The 17,305-nt window shown below is 41.2% G+C and carries 20 protein-coding genes, 1 tRNA gene and 1 pseudogene; 18 read left to right on the plus strand and 4 right to left on the minus strand.

Going from position 1 to position 17,305, the window contains the following annotated elements; translation table 11 throughout:
- Positions 1–124: 124 nt before the first annotated feature.
- The 12 genes and pseudogenes from ACYTXL_RS01870 to ACYTXL_RS01925 all read left to right on the plus strand — a co-directional run bounded on the left by ACYTXL_RS01870 (position 125) and on the right by ACYTXL_RS01925 (position 7,116).
- Positions 125–310, plus strand: coding sequence for a hypothetical protein (locus ACYTXL_RS01870; RefSeq protein WP_461923247.1), 186 nt, complete (start codon positions 125–127; stop codon positions 308–310).
- A 20-nt stretch (positions 311–330) separates the two neighbouring features.
- Positions 331–519, plus strand: a complete 189-nt coding sequence (psbZ, locus tag ACYTXL_RS01875) for a photosystem II reaction center protein PsbZ (RefSeq protein ID WP_292806044.1) — start codon at positions 331–333, stop codon at positions 517–519.
- Positions 520–711: 192 nt separating this feature from the next.
- Entirely contained in the window at positions 712–1,290 is a 579-nt protein-coding gene (gene ribH / locus ACYTXL_RS01880; protein ID WP_461923248.1) for a 6,7-dimethyl-8-ribityllumazine synthase, read from the plus strand.
- A gap of 465 nt (positions 1,291–1,755) precedes the next feature.
- Positions 1,756–1,827: transfer RNA gene (locus ACYTXL_RS01885), tRNA-Gly, on the plus strand.
- Between the two features lie 615 nt (positions 1,828–2,442).
- Entirely contained in the window at positions 2,443–2,637 is a 195-nt protein-coding gene (locus ACYTXL_RS01890; RefSeq protein ID WP_461923249.1) for a hypothetical protein, read from the plus strand.
- A gap of 86 nt (positions 2,638–2,723) precedes the next feature.
- Positions 2,724–3,131 (plus strand): hypothetical protein, encoded by a 408-nt coding sequence (locus ACYTXL_RS01895; protein ID WP_292806035.1) that lies wholly within the window; start codon positions 2,724–2,726, stop codon positions 3,129–3,131.
- A gap of 4 nt (positions 3,132–3,135) precedes the next feature.
- The gene (locus ACYTXL_RS01900; RefSeq protein WP_461923250.1) at positions 3,136–4,401 is read left to right on the plus strand and encodes a glutamate-5-semialdehyde dehydrogenase; all 1,266 of its coding nucleotides are present in this window, start codon (positions 3,136–3,138) and stop codon (positions 4,399–4,401) included.
- A 200-nt stretch (positions 4,402–4,601) separates the two neighbouring features.
- Positions 4,602–4,757, plus strand: a pseudogene (gene miaE, locus ACYTXL_RS01905) (tRNA isopentenyl-2-thiomethyl-A-37 hydroxylase MiaE); the annotation flags it as partial.
- Between the two features lie 18 nt (positions 4,758–4,775).
- Positions 4,776–5,180: a VOC family protein gene (locus tag ACYTXL_RS01910; RefSeq protein ID WP_461923251.1), complete on the plus strand. Its 405-nt coding sequence runs from the start codon at positions 4,776–4,778 to the stop codon at positions 5,178–5,180.
- Between the two features lie 141 nt (positions 5,181–5,321).
- Entirely contained in the window at positions 5,322–5,819 is a 498-nt protein-coding gene (locus ACYTXL_RS01915) for a GNAT family N-acetyltransferase (RefSeq protein WP_461923266.1), read from the plus strand.
- A gap of 77 nt (positions 5,820–5,896) precedes the next feature.
- Positions 5,897–6,574 (plus strand): ComF family protein, encoded by a 678-nt coding sequence (locus tag ACYTXL_RS01920; protein ID WP_461923252.1) that lies wholly within the window; start codon positions 5,897–5,899, stop codon positions 6,572–6,574.
- Between the two features lie 86 nt (positions 6,575–6,660).
- A complete protein-coding gene (locus ACYTXL_RS01925) occupies positions 6,661–7,116 on the plus strand; it encodes a pre-peptidase C-terminal domain-containing protein (protein ID WP_461923253.1) in 456 nt (151 codons plus the stop codon).
- An 80-nt stretch (positions 7,117–7,196) separates the two neighbouring features.
- Here the strand turns inward: ACYTXL_RS01925 and cobS are convergent, their stop codons facing one another.
- Positions 7,197–7,970, minus strand: a complete 774-nt coding sequence (gene cobS / locus ACYTXL_RS01930; RefSeq protein ID WP_461923254.1) for an adenosylcobinamide-GDP ribazoletransferase — start codon at positions 7,968–7,970, stop codon at positions 7,197–7,199.
- A gap of 376 nt (positions 7,971–8,346) precedes the next feature.
- On the opposite strand from cobS, the gene ACYTXL_RS01935 reads away from it, so the two are divergent.
- From ACYTXL_RS01935 to psbM, 5 genes are all read left to right on the plus strand, one after another.
- Complete coding sequence (locus ACYTXL_RS01935; RefSeq protein ID WP_292806018.1) at positions 8,347–8,799, plus strand: hypothetical protein; 453 nt, start codon at positions 8,347–8,349, stop codon at positions 8,797–8,799.
- Between the two features lie 392 nt (positions 8,800–9,191).
- On the plus strand, positions 9,192–10,355 hold the full coding sequence (tgt, locus tag ACYTXL_RS01940; protein WP_461923255.1) for a tRNA guanosine(34) transglycosylase Tgt: 1,164 nt from the start codon (positions 9,192–9,194) through the stop codon (positions 10,353–10,355).
- Between the two features lie 119 nt (positions 10,356–10,474).
- On the plus strand, positions 10,475–10,612 hold the full coding sequence (locus ACYTXL_RS01945) for a photosystem II reaction center protein K (RefSeq protein ID WP_006195022.1): 138 nt from the start codon (positions 10,475–10,477) through the stop codon (positions 10,610–10,612).
- 185 nt (positions 10,613–10,797) lie between these two features.
- A complete protein-coding gene (locus ACYTXL_RS01950; protein ID WP_461923256.1) occupies positions 10,798–11,094 on the plus strand; it encodes a 2Fe-2S iron-sulfur cluster-binding protein in 297 nt (98 codons plus the stop codon).
- A 219-nt stretch (positions 11,095–11,313) separates the two neighbouring features.
- Positions 11,314–11,430, plus strand: a complete 117-nt coding sequence (gene psbM, locus ACYTXL_RS01955) for a photosystem II reaction center protein PsbM (protein WP_084227279.1) — start codon at positions 11,314–11,316, stop codon at positions 11,428–11,430.
- Between the two features lie 80 nt (positions 11,431–11,510).
- Here psbM and ACYTXL_RS01960 read toward each other — a convergent pair whose 3' ends face one another.
- The 3 genes from ACYTXL_RS01960 to ACYTXL_RS01970 all read right to left on the minus strand — a co-directional run bounded on the left by ACYTXL_RS01960 (position 11,511) and on the right by ACYTXL_RS01970 (position 15,597).
- Positions 11,511–12,362 carry a universal stress protein gene (locus tag ACYTXL_RS01960; RefSeq protein WP_461923257.1) on the minus strand — a complete coding sequence of 284 codons (852 nt, stop codon included), beginning with the start codon at positions 12,360–12,362 and terminating at the stop codon, positions 11,511–11,513.
- A gap of 921 nt (positions 12,363–13,283) precedes the next feature.
- Positions 13,284–14,153 (minus strand): polyphosphate kinase 2 family protein, encoded by an 870-nt coding sequence (locus ACYTXL_RS01965; RefSeq protein ID WP_461923258.1) that lies wholly within the window; start codon positions 14,151–14,153, stop codon positions 13,284–13,286.
- 160 nt (positions 14,154–14,313) lie between these two features.
- Entirely contained in the window at positions 14,314–15,597 is a 1,284-nt protein-coding gene (locus ACYTXL_RS01970; RefSeq protein WP_461923259.1) for a proton extrusion protein PcxA, read from the minus strand.
- Positions 15,598–16,108: 511 nt separating this feature from the next.
- Here ACYTXL_RS01970 and ACYTXL_RS01975 point away from each other — a divergent pair.
- Entirely contained in the window at positions 16,109–17,296 is a 1,188-nt protein-coding gene (locus ACYTXL_RS01975; RefSeq protein ID WP_461923260.1) for a tetratricopeptide repeat protein, read from the plus strand.
- Positions 17,297–17,305 lie beyond the last annotated feature (9 nt).

Raw genomic sequence — 17,305 nt, forward strand, 5'->3', positions numbered from 1 at the left:
TCATTAGTCATTGGTCATTGGTCATTGGTCATTGGTCATGGGTACTTAGACAAAGGACTCAAATGTTGTAATTTCTGGTAATTTAAAAACAAGAAAAAAGTGTCAGTGTCGAGCTTTAGCTAAAATGGGTGCAGAGATTTTTAGAAGCGGTACAAAAGGAAAAAAGGAAGAAAAAATCAAACTGTCGGCTGTAGGGCATTACAGGGACATAAAACCAGAGCTTCTGGAACTGTCCTATGCAATAGCAGGAGTCAAGCTCGTTGCCTACACTGTACAGCTTACTGTTAGTGTAGGATATATCACTGTTTAGCTGTATTGGGAGAAGCAAAAATGACTATAATATTCCAATTTGCCTTGATAGGTCTAGTCCTGTTGTCTTTTGTCCTGGTTGTTGGGGTTCCCGTTGCTTACGCGACTCCCCAAAATTGGGTTGAATCTAAAAAACTACTCTGGGTTGGTTCCGGCGTCTGGATTGGTTTGGTATTTTTAGTTGGTTTCTTAAACTTTTTTGTCGTGTAAGCGACGGCTTCGCTCTGGCGCAGGCACATAATATAAGAACTAGAGGAGCAGAAAAGCCAAGGTCAAAGACCAAAGGAAAAAAGGAGAAATTTTTTCGGATTTCCTTTTTTCTGACAGTGCTTTCCTGCTCCTCTACATTTAAATAAGAAATGTATATTGGCCAGAATAAGTATAGTTCATTAAGAGGCAATCATGGCAGTTTTCGAGGGAACTTTTACCCAAACGGAGCCTTTGCGGTTTGCAGTGGTGATTGGTCGATTCAATGACCTTGTTACCGGAAAGCTGCTAGAGGGATGTCAAGATTGCTTGAAACGACACGGTGTAGACCCTGACCCCCACGGTAATCAGGTGGACTATGTTTGGGTTCCAGGAAGTTTTGAGGTACCTTTAGTAGCTCGCCAACTAGCACTTTCCCATCGTTATGATGCTGTAATTTGTCTAGGTGCAGTCATTCGAGGGCAAACACCCCATTTTGATTACGTATCCTCAGAAGTTTCTAAAGGTATTGCCGCCGCTAGCTTTCAAACTGGGGTGCCAGTAATTTTTGGCATTTTGACAGTAGATACTATGCAGCAAGCCTTAGAACGGGCAGGCATCAAAGGTAATCATGGCTGGGATTATGCTATGAATGCCCTAGAAATGGCCAGCCTTATGCGGCAACTGCGTTCTAACCTGGCAGAACCCTATTCTCGTAATAGCCAGTCTTTGCCGGCCTCTTTTCAAAGTGCCAGCCTCGGCAATTTAACCACGGAGTCAGAAGAACTAGGCTAGTACCGCAATGCAGAATTCAAAATGACGCTCTTTACGAGACCCTTATATACAAGAGGCTGCGCGTAGCTTGTTTCTTTGCAGGAATACGCGGACTCGCTAACAAAATTCAAACAGGTATACAGCATAAGCGTTTTATGGTTACTGAACTTGCCGTTGGCGTGGTCACTGAGCCTTGCCGAAGTGCAGCCTCTGGTAGAGAAGTATTGATTTGGAATAGGTGGTTTATTTCCGCTGTGCTGTACTTACATAGGACTTACACAAAACTACAGGCACTCTGGGGCAATTCATCTAGACGAAGGCTGACCGCAGGGTATTGCCCCTAAGAAGAAGATCATTCTTTTCGGCTATTGTTTGCGTAAGTCCTGTTACATAGTGCGTCACTTGTCCTTTGTTATTCACTAATGACCAAATTAATGGGTTGACAATTAGAGAGAAATCTGGGATATTGATATTCAGATGATAAATGCGGGCATGGCTCAGTGGTAGAGCGTCACCTTGCCAAGGTGAATGTCGCGCGTTCGAATCGCGTTGCCCGCTTCCAACTAAAACCTCTTAGAGTTAAAAATTCTAAGGGGTTTAGTATTTTTAAGGTGCATTTAAGTTTTCGTCGATTTGCGCTACACTCCTGTGAACCACTCCCAATGTGGACAGTTTAAACAAAAAAATCATCTAATGTCTAAATTTGAATATTGTGCATTCAAATCACGTTACCTACTTGCTAAGAAATATAAAACCCAGCTCTAGACTAGTCTAGATATCCATTAGTTTAACTACAATCTTTATAGGTGTAATCAATTCGTTTGATGTAGGTGTATGTATTACACTAGACTAAAGGTGGCTAGTTAAATAGTACTATTGTCAGGTGCAAAGCGTCTTTTAGCAGTGAAGCTCCACAATCTATTTGGGAAAAGAGCAACACACACGCTTTAGATGTTTTGGCAATTCCCGCTCTCGAAACGCTTGTTAATTACAAGGAATACAGATTGGAAATAATCCCGATCTCACCTTGATAAGTGGATAGATATAGTGAGCGAAAGTAAAATCTAGGGTTTGCTTGTATCTGTTGTTTATAAGCGTAGCCTTCCCAAAGGATTTGTTTTAGGAGTGCTTATCGCCACGTAGGCTTAGAATTTTAACAGGTATATCAGTACAATGAATGCCCAAAAACGCAACCACATTACCTTTGAAGCGACAGATGGAGAGAAGGAAATTTTTAAACAAGATTGCCAGCTACAGGGAAAAACTACAAATAGATATCCCCATGCGGATACGGCAATTACAACACTCAAAGATAGATTCTATATATGGTTTGCAATCATGGCTATGTTCGCCTCGCCTGGCTATTGATATAAATAGAGAAGCCTTCAAGGCATTTACCAAAGGATTATATTCTCGCAGTTCATGTAAAACACGCTCAAGTTATTAGAACGCTTGTGCAATCTCAAAAACCCGAAAAAATCGACTTCAATGCCGAATACCCCTGTCCCTGTCGTCGCCGGGGTCAGTTAATTCCGATTACGCTGACAGATGCATTTGGTTGCGATCGCTGTCAGCAAATCTTTGTCGTAGAAGATAATGGTCATGTCCTAGAACAGCTTTCTACCACCTATCCCTACAAACGGGCTTGGCGTTGGATGGGAAATAGTTGGCATGTTGTCCATCCCCGCTTGGGAGAAAGCTATTTGCCTATAGCGCTGGGGATTATTTTCGTGCTAGTGATTATATGGCTACCATTAGCACTGCGATTGGCAAATGGTTCCAGCATTATTGCTTGGGCAATGGTGGCGGTGCTGTTAGCTATCCTACCAGCACTAATGGTCTGGCTTACCTACAGACGTTAACTCAATGACTGTTGAAGTTTTGGATGATCACCCCGAACCGATTACTAGCGCCCAACGAGCCTATCAAGCTTCCCTAAAGTTGGGGATCACAAAGGGAGCAGACCGGAGTCGTGCAGTATTGGCGATGGCACAAGCCCTTGAGCGCTCATTTGACGACATTCTAGAAGCTAATACCTTGGATTTAGAAGCCAGTCGGGAAATGGCCGTGCCAGAGTTGATATTGGACTGGCTGAAGCTGACTCCCACAAGGCTAGAGATGACAGTAGACATTTTACAACGGTTGGGGGAATTATCAGATCCGCTGCGGCGCGTCAGAACTGCTGATTATCAACTGGCAGATTCCCAGAGTTACACCCAGTTAATGCCCTTGGGAGTGATTGGATTTATTTATGAAGCATTTCCCGATTTAGGGGCGATCGCAGCGGGTTTTTGTATCAAAACTGGCAATTGTATAATTCTCAAAGGCAGTACTGAAGCTAGCCATTCTAACGCGGCGATCGCTGAAGTACTGCAAAATGCGATCGCAGAAGTTGGACTACCTCCGGGCTGTCTAGAACTGATCACAGCCGAACATGGTGCTTCGATTCGGGATTTAGTCACCCAAGACCAGTACGTGAATTTAGTGATTCCCTACGGACGTTCTAGCTTAGTGCAGCAGGTAGTACGACAGTCAACTTGCCCAGTTTTAAAGTCAGCGATGGGTAACTGTTATCTCTACTGGTCGCCCAATAGCAGCTTGGAAATGGTGCGCTTGATGATTCTTGATAGCCATCAGAGCGAACCTGATCAAGTTAATGGCATTGAAAAGGTACTGATTCATCGCCAAGCCTTGCCATCATCAATAGCCGTTCTGTGGAACAGCTTGATGGAAAAAGGCTTTGAAATTAAAGGGGATGCAGAACTGGTAAAAGCCTTTCCGCAGTTGCATTTGGTGAAGGAAGGCGAATGGGGAAACCCTTATTTAACTAGGACAGTAGCTTTTAAACTGGTGGATAGCTTAGAGACTGCGATCGCCTGGATTAATCAATACAGCAGTGGTCATGCCGACTCTATCGTGACTGAATCTTACCAGGAAAGTCGGCAGTTTGCCTTGGGTGTTAACAGTGCTTCTACCTACATCAATACTTCCCCGCGTTTTTCCCGCAATCCTTCGCGGGGAGATTCAGTATTTCTCGGCATGTCTAACCAAAAAGGTCATCGTCGGGGATTTATCAGCCTGGAAACTTTGACCACCGTTAAGCACATTGTTCAAGGAAATGGCAGATTTTAAATAATTCGTAAGGAATAAAGCTTGATAACTCGCTAAGGTAATTCGTAATTAGATAGGACTTACGCACAAGTCTACGGAATAACGTAGACGCATTTGCGGAGCGTCTCGTAGAGAAGCGGCTTGCCGCAGGCTACCACTCCAGGCGCAGAGGACACAGAGAGAATCAGAGTTTGAGAGATATTTTGCGTAAGTCCTGTGAGTTAATGGCATCCAAAGCGCGTCACACGGTATATATTGGGTTTTAGCTGCTACTTACTTCAAACAAAGAAATTGTCATGCAACGGCTTGATGAATTAGCAATTGTCGAAAGTGAGTTGCTGGCGACTTTGCACCTAGAACCTAGAATTCACAGTTAGTAGACTAACCCAACAGATATGAAGCTTCAGCTAACACACCTGAGACTGCTTGTCTCCAATTACAAAGATTCTTTTCTGTTCTACCGGGATCTGCTGAAATTTGATGTCGATTGGGGCGATGAAGATAGCGGATATGCTGAGTTTAATATCGGATATCTCAAGCTGGGTTTGTTCAAAAAGGAATTAATGGCTGAAGTAGTCCCAAGAATCGAACAGCCTTCCTATGTTGCCAATCGAGATAAAATTGTCTTGATTTTCGCAGTCGATAACGTGGATGAGGTCTATGAGCAACTAAAAGATCAGAATGTGATCGTTGTGACTCAACCACAAGATCGCCCAGACTGGGGAATCCGCACTGCTCATTTTCGCGATCCTGATGGCAATCTCATCGAAATCTACAACAATTTAGGAATTATCAGTTAAAAATGACTTTTTTCACTACTGGCAGAATTCACGCCTTGAGAGTACCGCCTGAAATCGACTCTGCCAGAAAACCTATTTGCTGGGTAAATTGGAATATAGATGCGGAAAAATTTTCTGTGTAAACTTGACCAGCAAATGGTGATGAAAAACTATTATCAAGATTTTATAATTCGTGATTGGGTGGAAAGCGATCGCACTAGAGCCGCCGAAGTCATCAGTTATGTATTATCAGAATACGGTCTAGGTTGGGAACCAAAGGGCGCTGACCGAGATGTGTTGCAAGTAGAGGAATATTATTTAGCCACTGGGGGAGAGTTTTGGGTAATTGAACACCAAAGCCAGTTAGTAGGTACTGGAGCATATTATCCTATACAGCGTGGCGAAAAAGCTGTAGAAATCCGCAAAATGTATCTTTTGCCCAGCATTAGGGGTTTGGGACTGGGGAAATATTTGTTACAACAGCTAGAAGTAGCGATCGCAGAGCGTGGATTTGGGCAAATTTGGATTGAAACCGCCAGCGTTTTGGTGGAAGCAGTCAAGCTGTATGAAAGCAACGGCTACACTCCAGCAACAAAAGTAGAAACGCCAAGGTGCGACCGCGTGTATGTTAAGTCACTGCACAAGAGTTATGAAGTTTGAACTCCTAACTCCTAACTCCTGTACAGACGCGATTAATCACGTCTCTGCTACTAACTTCTACCTCCTAACTCCTAAAAATGCACACTTGGATTAAAAATCTCACAGGCTTACTCAATCTTTTTCTCCAATCCCATTGCCCCCTATGTCAACGCGCAACTTCCCAAGAATTCTGTCACAATTGCACCAGACAACTGCAAAAATGTCAACGGAAAGACCTGATTTCTCTATGGCAAGAACCAATACCAGTGTTTGGCTGGGGGGAGTATATTGGCCCGGTGAAACGGGCGATCGCGGCGATGAAATACGAAAATCAACCCCAAATAGCTCGTCCTTTAGGTCAATGGTTAGGAGAAGCATGGTTGTTAAATTCACCGAGGCGAGATAGCCGGACTGTGGTAGTTCCCATCCCACTTCACCCTAGCAAACAAAAGCAACGTAAATACAATCAAGCCGCACTGATAGCACAAAGCTTCTGCGAAATAACTGGATTAAAATTGAAACTAAACGGTTTAGCAAGAGTGCGAGAAACTGAAGCGCAGTTTGGTTTGTCGGTATCTAAACGAGAAAAAAACTTGGACAATGCTTTTGCTGTTGGGCAAGAATTTCGCGATCGTCCTCCAAATGTCCCAGTGCTGTTAGTTGACGACATTTATACTACTGGTGCTACTGCCAGGTCTGCTGTGCAAACATTTCGTCAGCATGGAATTGCAGTTTTAGGATTAGTAGCAGTAGCCACTACGGTTAAAGACGGATAAATCAAGAATTAATGGGCAAGTTTTGGCAGAGAATGATATAAATTCACCGAATTACTCTATTTTTGGGGAAAAATTGCTTGAAATGTATGAATAAAGTTTTTGAGGCAGGTTTAAAACAACTCATTATCATTCCTGCCACATTGCTGGCAATAGGCATAAGTACAAGTGCAGCTTTTGCTCAAAATAAGTTGTATACTCCAATCCCTTTATCTAGCAGTAGTGAAATTACTGATACCCTCTCAGACAAAGACATTCCTACAGGTCAAGGTGGGTTTGCCCGTGATTACATAGTGAAGTTAGAGAAGGGCGATAATTTAGCAGTTGACCTGTCATCAGAAAACTTTGACACCATAATCACACTGCTGGCACCTGATGGTTCGACTTTGGCAGAAAATGATGATGGCCCTGATGGTACTAGCAATTCCCTACTATTTACTCGCATCGTCGAGAGAGGGAATTATGTTATTCGTGTCCGGTCTTTTGGGGAAACTGGGGTTGGGGCTTTTAAACTCAAGGTGACAAAGTTGCAACCGATTAAATGAATTGGGCATGGGGCATTGGGCATGGGGTATTGGGTATTGGGCATGGATTATTTTCCTCATCTCCCTCATCTCCCTCATTTCTAAAAAACGGTCAGCAGGCAGAGAAATAAGGCTTCAGTCCACTCAACGACTGCGCCGTAGGTATCTCCAGTGTGTCCGCCTAATTTGTGGTTGAACCACGCACCAGTTAAAGTAGCGATCGCACTTCCAGCGACTATCATTGTCAGTGCGAGAAATAACTGCTGTTTATCTATCAGCCAAAGTAAACCACTCAAACCAAACAACAAAAATAATCCCGGTAACAAATCTTTGTAAGAACGAATGGCTTGTTTGTGAAATGCACCTTTACCAGTTGGTTTCAGATAAGGATATCGTGCGATCGCTAGCTGTTGTCCCCACCGTCCCCAGCCACAAGCAGCCATCAGCAATAACCAACGGTTTTCTGGCATATCTGTCAAAGCTGTTATTTTCAGTGTCACCAAGGCGATCGCTGCCATTGCCCCAAATGCACCTGTAGCACTATCTGCCATCACCTCCAGTCGCCGATCTGGGTCGCCCACTGCCAAACCATCGGCAGTATCCATTGCCCCATCTAAGTGCAGTCCTCCAGTTATGGCAATCCAAACACTTACTACCAAAGCACTACGAGTTAACACTGGCATATCAATATAACCCATCCCCGTATCCAGTAACGCTAAAATTCCCCCAATTATCAACCCTACAAGCGAAGCAAGACGCGCCACTCCCCGAAAGTCCAATCCGTTCAAATACGGTATTGGAATAATAGTGTAAAATATAATACTAGCTGCCAGCTTTAACAGCAGCTTTTTCCACCACTGTTGCTGTTTCGTCATCTGAATTACATTAATATTTGGTTAATTGCTCGATAATAGTTTAATTTCGGTACAAGCGATATGAGCGGACTTTAAAGCTTTAAATAAGATTTACTTCATATTAGAAATTCTCACTGAAAATTTTGTTATCCTGATCTAAGTGCTAACTAAATACAGCTCAGTTACTTTTTATACAAAAAAATGTGATTCGGGAAATTACAATTCCATCAGCGATCAAAATTTGAGTTTTGTATTTGTTAACTAAAAACTTACCCCAAATTAATTAGACGGTTGCCCGACAAAATTGATATTTTTTTAAATGTGGGAGTAAACAAGCTATTCAATTATGACAGTTTAGCTATGTTGTCACTCTCCTTAGCTCAATCGCTATTTTCCTATGAGTCACCATCTACCCGACATCAGGATACCAGCCCCGTGCATTATTAACACGGGCATCATTGTAAATAAGCTCGACATCCGGCGATTGCTGACAGATTTAGGTCGAGTCCACTACATCTACACCCAAGAAGATAAGGTACTGAGCGAGGGTGAAGGGGATGTGATGGAAGTTTTTGCTAATCCGCAAAGGTCTACTTTAGTAGCTAACCACGCGCTATATCTGAATGTTTGTAGTTTTGATTACTTGGAACTAAAACAGTCGTCGCAACAAGAAACCTATTTTGATTTGATGCAGGATGGGGTTTGTCTGCGGTTGATTCCCCGCTCAACCCCTTTACAAGAGCGACGAGAGCGAAACTTCAATGTCAGCGCCATAGAAGCGATGATGGAGCAAGTACTCTCAGCTAGGTGGGATGCAGAAATTGACGATGACTGTTCTGATTCTTTCTAAATAACAATTATTCCAGTATATACTCGTAAAGTTGGTAACAAAGTTAGTCGTGAGTGCTTAGGAACGTAGATTAAATAAAATGAAAATGGAAAACTTTATCCTGTCTCTAGCTTCCCTCTCCTTATAAAGAAGAGGGATTGAGGTTGAGGTAAGCCAGGGACATAAATTGTATCTTATTTAATTCTTAGTCCTTAACTATTCACTAAAACTCAATTATCAGTTTTTATGTTTGTCCATAATTTAGCCAAATAACATTAATTTTGCCCTAATACCATTTGGTTTTATGGCTGCTAGTTATGGATTTCTAAAACTCTTTACCGATTAGCGTTTCACAATCCAAAATCTAAAATCGTTCGGCTGAGGCTCACGACAAGTCTAAAATCCCAAATGGCATGAGTGCAAATTTTTCCTTTGAATGTCTTGCTTGCTGTAGCCAAACTAAAGCTAGAGCCGGAGCCTTTTTCACGCCTCACGGTGTTGTAGAAACCCCCAGATTTATGCCAGTGGGAACGCTGGCAAATGTCAAAACTATCACCCCAGCCCAGCTACGTGATACTGGGGCGCAAATGATCTTAGCCAATACTTATCATCTTCACCTACAACCAGGAGAAGCGATCGTGGCTGGAGGTGGTGGGTTGCACAAATTTATGGGTTGGAACGGTCCGATGCTCACGGATTCGGGTGGGTTTCAGGTGTTCAGCTTAAGTGAGATGCGGAAAATTACTGAAGAAGGCGTAACTTTTCGATCGCCCCATGATGGACAAATTATTAACTTAACACCTGAGCTATCCATTCAGATTCAAAATACTTTAGGGGCAGATGTAATCATGGCATTTGATGAGTGTCCGCCCTATCCAGCGACTCGCCAAGAGGTAGAAACGGCAACTGAGCGCACTTATCGCTGGTTAGAACGCTGTATAACGGCTCATCAACGCAGTGAGCAGGCTTTGTTTGGGATTGTGCAGGGGGGCGTGTATTTGGATTTGCGTTGCCGTGCAGCCGAAGCTTTGGCTAAGTTGGATTTGCCCGGTTATGCCATTGGTGGCGTGAGTGTGGGAGAACCGCCAGAATTGATGGCTGAAATTGTAAAAGTGACAGCACCGCTTTTACCACCGGAAAAGCCGCGTTACTTGATGGGTGTGGGTACTTATCGGGAAATGGCGATCGCGATCGCATCTGGTGTAGATTTATTTGATTGCGTAATTCCCACACGCTGGGCCAGACATGGGACGGCAATAGTCCAGGGCGGACGCTGGAATTTAAAAAATGCTAAGTTTCGTGAAGATTTTGCGCCCTTGGATGAAACTTGTCCCTGCTACACTTGTCAAAATTTTAGCCGTGCTTACGTATCTCATTTAGTGCGATCGCAGGAAATTTTAGCTTATACCTTGTTGAGCATTCACAACATTACCGAACTAATTCGCTTTACACAAAAGATTCGAGAAGCAATATTGAGCGATCGCTTTGTCACAGAATTTGGCCACTGGCTCAATCAAGAAAGGGGAGATGAGGAAGATGAGGGGGTAAGAGGGGCAGAGGAAACAGGGGAAGAATAATAATTTTCAACTCCTAACTCCTGTACAGACGCGATCAATCGCGTCTAACAAATGACCAAACCATGTTAAAATATATCTCAATTATGAAAGCTGTGTTGGATAGGTGGATTTAAACAAACATGGAAGCAGCACTTTTATTAGCAAAACTGCCTGAAGCTTACCAAATCTTCGATCCTTTGGTAGACGTTCTCCCAGTCATCCCTGTATTCTTCTTGTTGCTTGCTTTCGTTTGGCAAGCAGCCGTGGGATTTAGGTAAGTTAATCTATTTTTCAATTTATAGGACAGGTAAAATACCTGTCTTATTTTTTTGTGACACCATATTTGATAAAATTAATATTTATTAATATTTTGTAATGAATTAATATAATAAATAAGAGATGAATCAAGCTATGTCAATATGAAGCCTTGAAAGCCAAGCTTAGAGTCAAGAAGGAAACAGTTATGGGTAATATCAAATTCCTTAAAGAAAATAAAGAAGTAGTGGCGGCGGATGGTGCAAATCTCCGGCTCCAAGCGATGCAAAATAACATTGATATATATACATTAATTGGCAAGATGACGAATTGCGGTGGTAATGGTCAGTGTGGCACTTGCGTTGTCGAGATAGTCGAAGGACTAGAAAATCTTTCCCCCCGCACAGACGTAGAAAACCGGAAATTCAAGAAAAAGCCAGAAAATTACCGCCTTGCCTGTCAAACTTTAGTGAATGGCTCTGTCAGTGTAGTCACCAAGCCTTAAATTCTCAAATCTGCCATTGCTTCCACTTCTATCCAGTCAGTAGTCAAAATACTTACCAAAATTGAGTTTACTCTCTACGAGACCCTTCTCTACGAGACGCTGCGCGAACGGCAAGCTCAGGGCATCGCGCTACGCGAAAATTTTGAATTGGTATAATTCTGTCATTGATGATGCTATCCTAATGTTGTTGACTGGAAATTTAAGAGAGGTTTTCTTGCCATGCAAGTTAATGACCTGGGGTTCATAGCGAGCATTTTGTTCGTACTGGTTCCCGCCGTGTTTTTACTAATTCTGTACATTCAAACTGCTAGCCGCGAAGGTGGAAAAGATAGTTAAGAGTTCGTGTATAAAATAAATAACCCCTACACTAATGGTGCAGGGGTTTTTATTTTTTAACTGCTAACTCTATTTTGACTTTAAGCGATTGTCCGCGCCAACAATACCGGACAAGTCGCATTGACTCGAACATAGTCAGACAAGGAAGAGCCGATGAGTCTGTCTATATCAACAAAACTCTTAGCGATGGATGGACGACGATCTGGAGAACCGAGCAATAATAAGTCTATATTCAACTCTTCTGCCAACCGACAAATTTCTTCACCGGGTTTGCCAGTGCTGATATAAGAACGAGATTGAATGCCCTGTTTTTGCGCTTCTGCAACTGCGGCTGCCAAAACTGGATTTTTGTCTGAGCTAATCTCGGTTATTTGCGATTTTTTACCGCCTAAATTTGTACTAACATTTGCCAGAATTAACTGGCCACCCTGAATATCTCGCAACAAGAATAGAGCCAATTTCAAGCAATTTTTTGCTGAATCTGAGTTATCTATTGCCACCATAATGCGCGTAATTTTTTTCACATAAATGTCATCTTTTACCAGCAACATGGGGCGAGAAGATAGTTGGAAAACATACTGACTGACTGAGTTCGATAAAATCGATTGCAACCGCTTCAGCCCGCGTGAACCCATAATAATCAAGTCAGCATCGATTTCATCAGCTACTTGGCAAACTACATCTTTGGGGTCGCCTTCACGTAAAATTGAAGAAACTTGGCTAGGATCTAAGTTCAAAGTTTGAATGGCATTCGCCAGAATTTTACCACCATTTTCCCATTTAGCTGTCATGGTAGCAGCAGCATTTTGTGCAGGAACAACATGCAAAATTGTAACTTTGGCAGATTGAATTGAAGGGATTTCTTTTAGGGTTTTGAGCATTTCTTCTGCGTGTCCCAATCCCGATACAGCGAGCAAAATTCTTCTGATCATCTTAGGTAATTTTTGTTAAGTTTACCGCCTTGCTCGACAATCTAGTTAGTAAGTTGGCACAAATAAACTTTGTTTTTTAGTATTTAACACTCAAACAAATAGTAAAGTATAAAAAACTCAACAAATGTTTAAGTTTATTTGCACTTAGTTACTTAAATTATCAACTAGATTTCACTTATTAAGCATACTCTCAATTTAGCGTGAAGAACTTAATAAATTATGATGTTAGTTATCATTTTTAATCTATGTTCACTTTTTTTAATTAGAAGTTAGTTAAGAGGCTGTTTGAAAAGTTTTGAGAAGTTAAATGTTATGCCAGTCGCCTTACTATAATACGGATGATGGCAAGGTAGATAAATGTCTCCGATGTTTCAGGGAATAATTCAACGTCTGTTAACCAATCGCCGACACCCCATTAACCTTCCCATAAGTCCGCTCCACGACGAAGGCGTTTTTTGAGCAGGACAAAACATGAAGGTTTGTTCTGGTCGCAGAACCACCTGCTCAATTCGTGTCCACTGCCGGAGTGTATCGTGAATTTCCAGCCAAGTTCCATATGCAGCGCCAATTACGAAAATAGGTGTACACTGCGGAGCCGGAGACGCTCCGCCTCCGGTCTACCATGCAGGAAAGTCACCCGGTAGCGGTAAGCGAAGCTATGCCGAAGGCTTATGGCCATTTAACTCCAACTAAGCAGGACATAAAAAATTCCGTTAAGGACTTCCCATATATCAACTTCAAGAAAAGCGACCACCGGGTTTTGGTTCTGGAATCATGTCACTCAAAAATTCATATTGAACACGGGTCAGATTGCTGGGGTATGCTTTACTCATGTTGCTCACGAGAGTGCTGTCTACTATCTATTCACAGCCTATACTGAGAGAGCTTTTTTACCATCTCTCCGACTTTTCAAACAGCCTCTTAATCTTCCTTCTCTAGAATGCGTTTCGCTTGTAAAAGTTGTTGCCTATGTTCCTCACTAACTGTCGGGTATTGCAGATTTAGTTCTTGTAATTTTGTGCAGATAATATTGGCCACTACCAGACGTGTAAACCATTTGCGATCGGCAGGAATAATATACCAGGGTGCCCATTTAGTACTAGTATAGTTAAAAACTTCTTCATAAGCATTCATATAATCATCCCAAAAAGCTCGTTCTCGAACATCGCTATCTGAAAACTTCCAATTTTTTTCAGGATATTCAATCCGTTCTAAAAAGCGTTTTTTCTGCTCTGATTTCGAGACATTTAGAAAAAACTTCAGGATGATTACACCATTGTTTACCAAATGGTTTTCAAAATTATTGATTTCTTCAAAGCGCTGTTTCCATATCTTCTTTCCTTCAGGTAAGTGGGGAAGTTGTTGTTTATTAAGCATTTCTGGATGGACACGAACCACAAGCACTTCTTCATAATATGAACGGTTGAATATCCCAATTCGGCCTCTTTCTGGCAAAGCCTTAGTTGTTCGCCACAGGTAGTCATGGTCTAATTCTTCTGCACTGGGACTCTTAAAACTAAACACCTGAAATCCTTGCGGGTTTACACCAGAAGTCACATGTTTAATTGTGCTATCTTTGCCAGCAGCATCCATTGCCTGAAAAATAATCAGTAAGGCATAAGTATTTTGAGCATAAAGAATATTTTGGTAATTTGCTATTCGTTCAATATCTGCCTGTAATTTGCTAGCAGCATCAGTTTTTTGATCAAAATCAGTCTTATAGGCTGGGTCATAGTTTTTTTTCAGAGAAATCTTTGAACCTGGTGGAACAATAAAAGCATCGTGATTCATGTATAAAATTTCCTAACGGCTGTTTATACTGAAGCACATTTTAAAGTGCTAATTTCTAAAAGTTATGATTTATTAATTAAAAAATTTTAACTGATCCTACGGCTACGAAAACGTACCAATGACTCATGACTAAATCGGCTAGGGTATTATGAACTATCAATTACTCATCCATTTCTTTTAATGTCGCTAATGCCGATGGCGATAAACGACTTAGATAGCGGAATATCCAGTATTTAAAGATAGTGTTTAAAATCACCGGAAATGTCGCAATAAAGAAAAAGATTGCATTTCTAGTGGCTGGCAGACCTAAATGTTCTGCAAACCCCTCAAGAATGACCTCCCACCCATCTGGTGAGTGAAATCCAACAAATATATCTGTAAAGAGAATAATCAAAAAAGCCTTAGCACTATCACTCAGACCATAGACAATGGTATCCATAAAAGACTTGAGAATCACAATTTCTCTTTTGCTCAGAGCGATGATTATACCGAAAGAAAATAGTGAGATTAAATCTGCAAAAACATTGCTAAGAGCGCTATTACTTTTAATGTGAGATCCCTCAGCTATTTCTATTGCTTTGTCTTTAATTTTTTCTTTGATTACCTCTGAATCAAGTGGAGGTGCTTGCTTGAGTAAATATTCAAATCTCAATCCTTGCTCAAAATTATGTAATTCCAGGAGAGCTTCTTTTTCCAGATCAGAATTGATGAAAATTTGAATTTGATTATCTCCTCTAATCCTTTCCAATATGGGAATTACTAAAAAATATTTAGATAAGTTCTGAGCTAAAAGGGGTACAATAATTAGAGTTATGAGAAATCTTAGAGCAATTCTTGTCCGATTTCGAGAATTTCGGTAATTCCTGATAAATTCTTCTTCTGTCTGCGGGGCAAAATCTGCTTTAATTCTATTAACTGTTTTGCCTATAGACCTCGGAACGGCTCCAGTTGTTTGAGATGGAGATGTTGATTGAATATCATTAATATTAGCTAAGTCTGGCTGTTTATTGATTTTGCTCCGCTTAATTTGTCTGGCTTGAGAAGTTGATACTAATCCGCTATGAGCAATTAGTTTATCTTTGATAGTGTACTTCTCTACAACTTCATCAATAATCTTCAGTTTTTCTAATAAAACAGAATTAGATATATTAACAATTCCCCGACTAAGCTGGAATTCTGCAAGTCTGAGCTTGATAATAGTTAAATTTTTATCAAGGTATCCTTGCCAGTAAGACATCACGGTTTCAGTATATTTTACTGATTCTAAAGATATTTTTTTGTTATCAAAATGTTCTCTCTCAATATTTTTAATTCTTTGAGCTGCTTGTTGAGCTTCTAAGAGTGCCCTTTCTGGTGTATCTAAAAACCAATTTTTAAGCGCTCGCAAATATTCTTTGAAATTTTGGCGAACTAAATTTGCTGTTTTGGCGAATGAATCTCTCATACATATATGACTCTTTATATAATGTGTATTATAGTTATAAAAATTGGAAAAAACTCGTGTATCCGATTTTAGTCCCAGAAAATTAACTATGAGAAATTACTTGTTTTCACTACTATGAAGAATGTATGTAGATGATGTGTAAATAATGTAACACACTTCAAGATTACACTTTACAGCTTGATATAGCAGGCTTTGTGACACCTCACCCTGTTAAGATTTTTTAGCCTTATTTAGAAAAATTGTCAAGGAAGTAAAATAGATATATCTTGACTTAGTTTCAGTAAGCTTGTCTAACAAGTAGAACTTAAGGATTTTGGATGGCAAATATAGCGCTTCTCGACCCTTATGAGGTACAAGAACCCCACCCCCAACCCCCTCCCCGCAAGCGAGGAGGGGACTATGATGTACCTTGTTAAAAACTCGCCAGATGATCATCTGATGCTATATCGGCACAAATAACAGTTGGTAACAACAGCAAGCAAAAAATCGGAAACCAGAATTTATTGGCAATATGAAACTCAGTCTGTGCATGATTGTGAAAAACGAAGCAGCAACACTACCCAAATGCCTGAACAGTGTCAGAAAAGTAGTGGATGAAATGGTAGTCTTGGATACAGGCTCAATCGATCGCACTCCTAATATTGCCCAACAACTCGGTGCAAAAGTCCATCATTTTAAATGGTGTAATGACTTCAGTGCTGCCCGCAATGCCGCTCTAAAATATGTTAGTGGTGATTGGATTTTGGTATTAGATGCTGATGAAACTCTGACATCAGCAATTGTACCGCAGTTGCGAGAGGCGATCGCTAGAGACGAATACCTGCTGATCAACCTCGTTCGCCAGGAAGTTGGTGCAGAACAATCTCCTTATTCTCTGGTTTCCAGGCTATTCCGTAATCATCCAGATATTCATTTTGACCGTCCTTACCATGCCTTAGTAGATGATAGTGTGTCAGCAATTTTAACCAAAGAACCCCATTGGCAAGTAGGTTATTTACCAGGGGTGGCACTTTTACACACAGGATATCAAAAAAGTGCGATCGCTCAAAATAACAAATATGCCAAAGCCGCTACGGCGATGTCAGGGTTTCTTGCGACTCATCCTGATGATCCCTATGTTTGCAGTAAATTAGGGGCATTGTATGTGGAAACTGGGAAAATTTCCCAAGGTATGGAGTTGCTGAGACGAGGAATCACTGCTGCTGAAGAAAACTACGATATTTTATATGAACTCCACTATCATTTAGGCATTGCCTACAGTCGATTGCAAAAATCCCCACAGGCTATTTCGCACTATAAAGCTGCGATCAAATTGCCAATTTACCCGATGCTCAAATTAGGAGCATACAACAACTTGGGTAACTTACTCAAAGTAGCAGGAGATTTCAACGGTGCAAAAACTGCTTATGCCACAACTTTAAAAATTGACCCGACTTTTGTTGTTGGACATTATAATTTAGCGATGATATTTAAAGCTTTGGGTTTATTTACAGACGCGATCGCATATTATCAAAATGCAATCAGCTTAAATCCCAACTATGCCGAAGCCTATCAAAATTTAGGGGTAGTGTTGCTGAAAGTTGGGAATCATCAAGATAGTTTAACAGCTTTTAGAAAAGCGATCGCCCTTCATGAAAGGTATAATCCTGAAGAGGCCAAAAGACTACGCCAGGGGTTGCGGGAGATGGAGTTGATGTAGAAGTATGTG

The organism is Nostoc sp. (assembly GCF_054880495.1).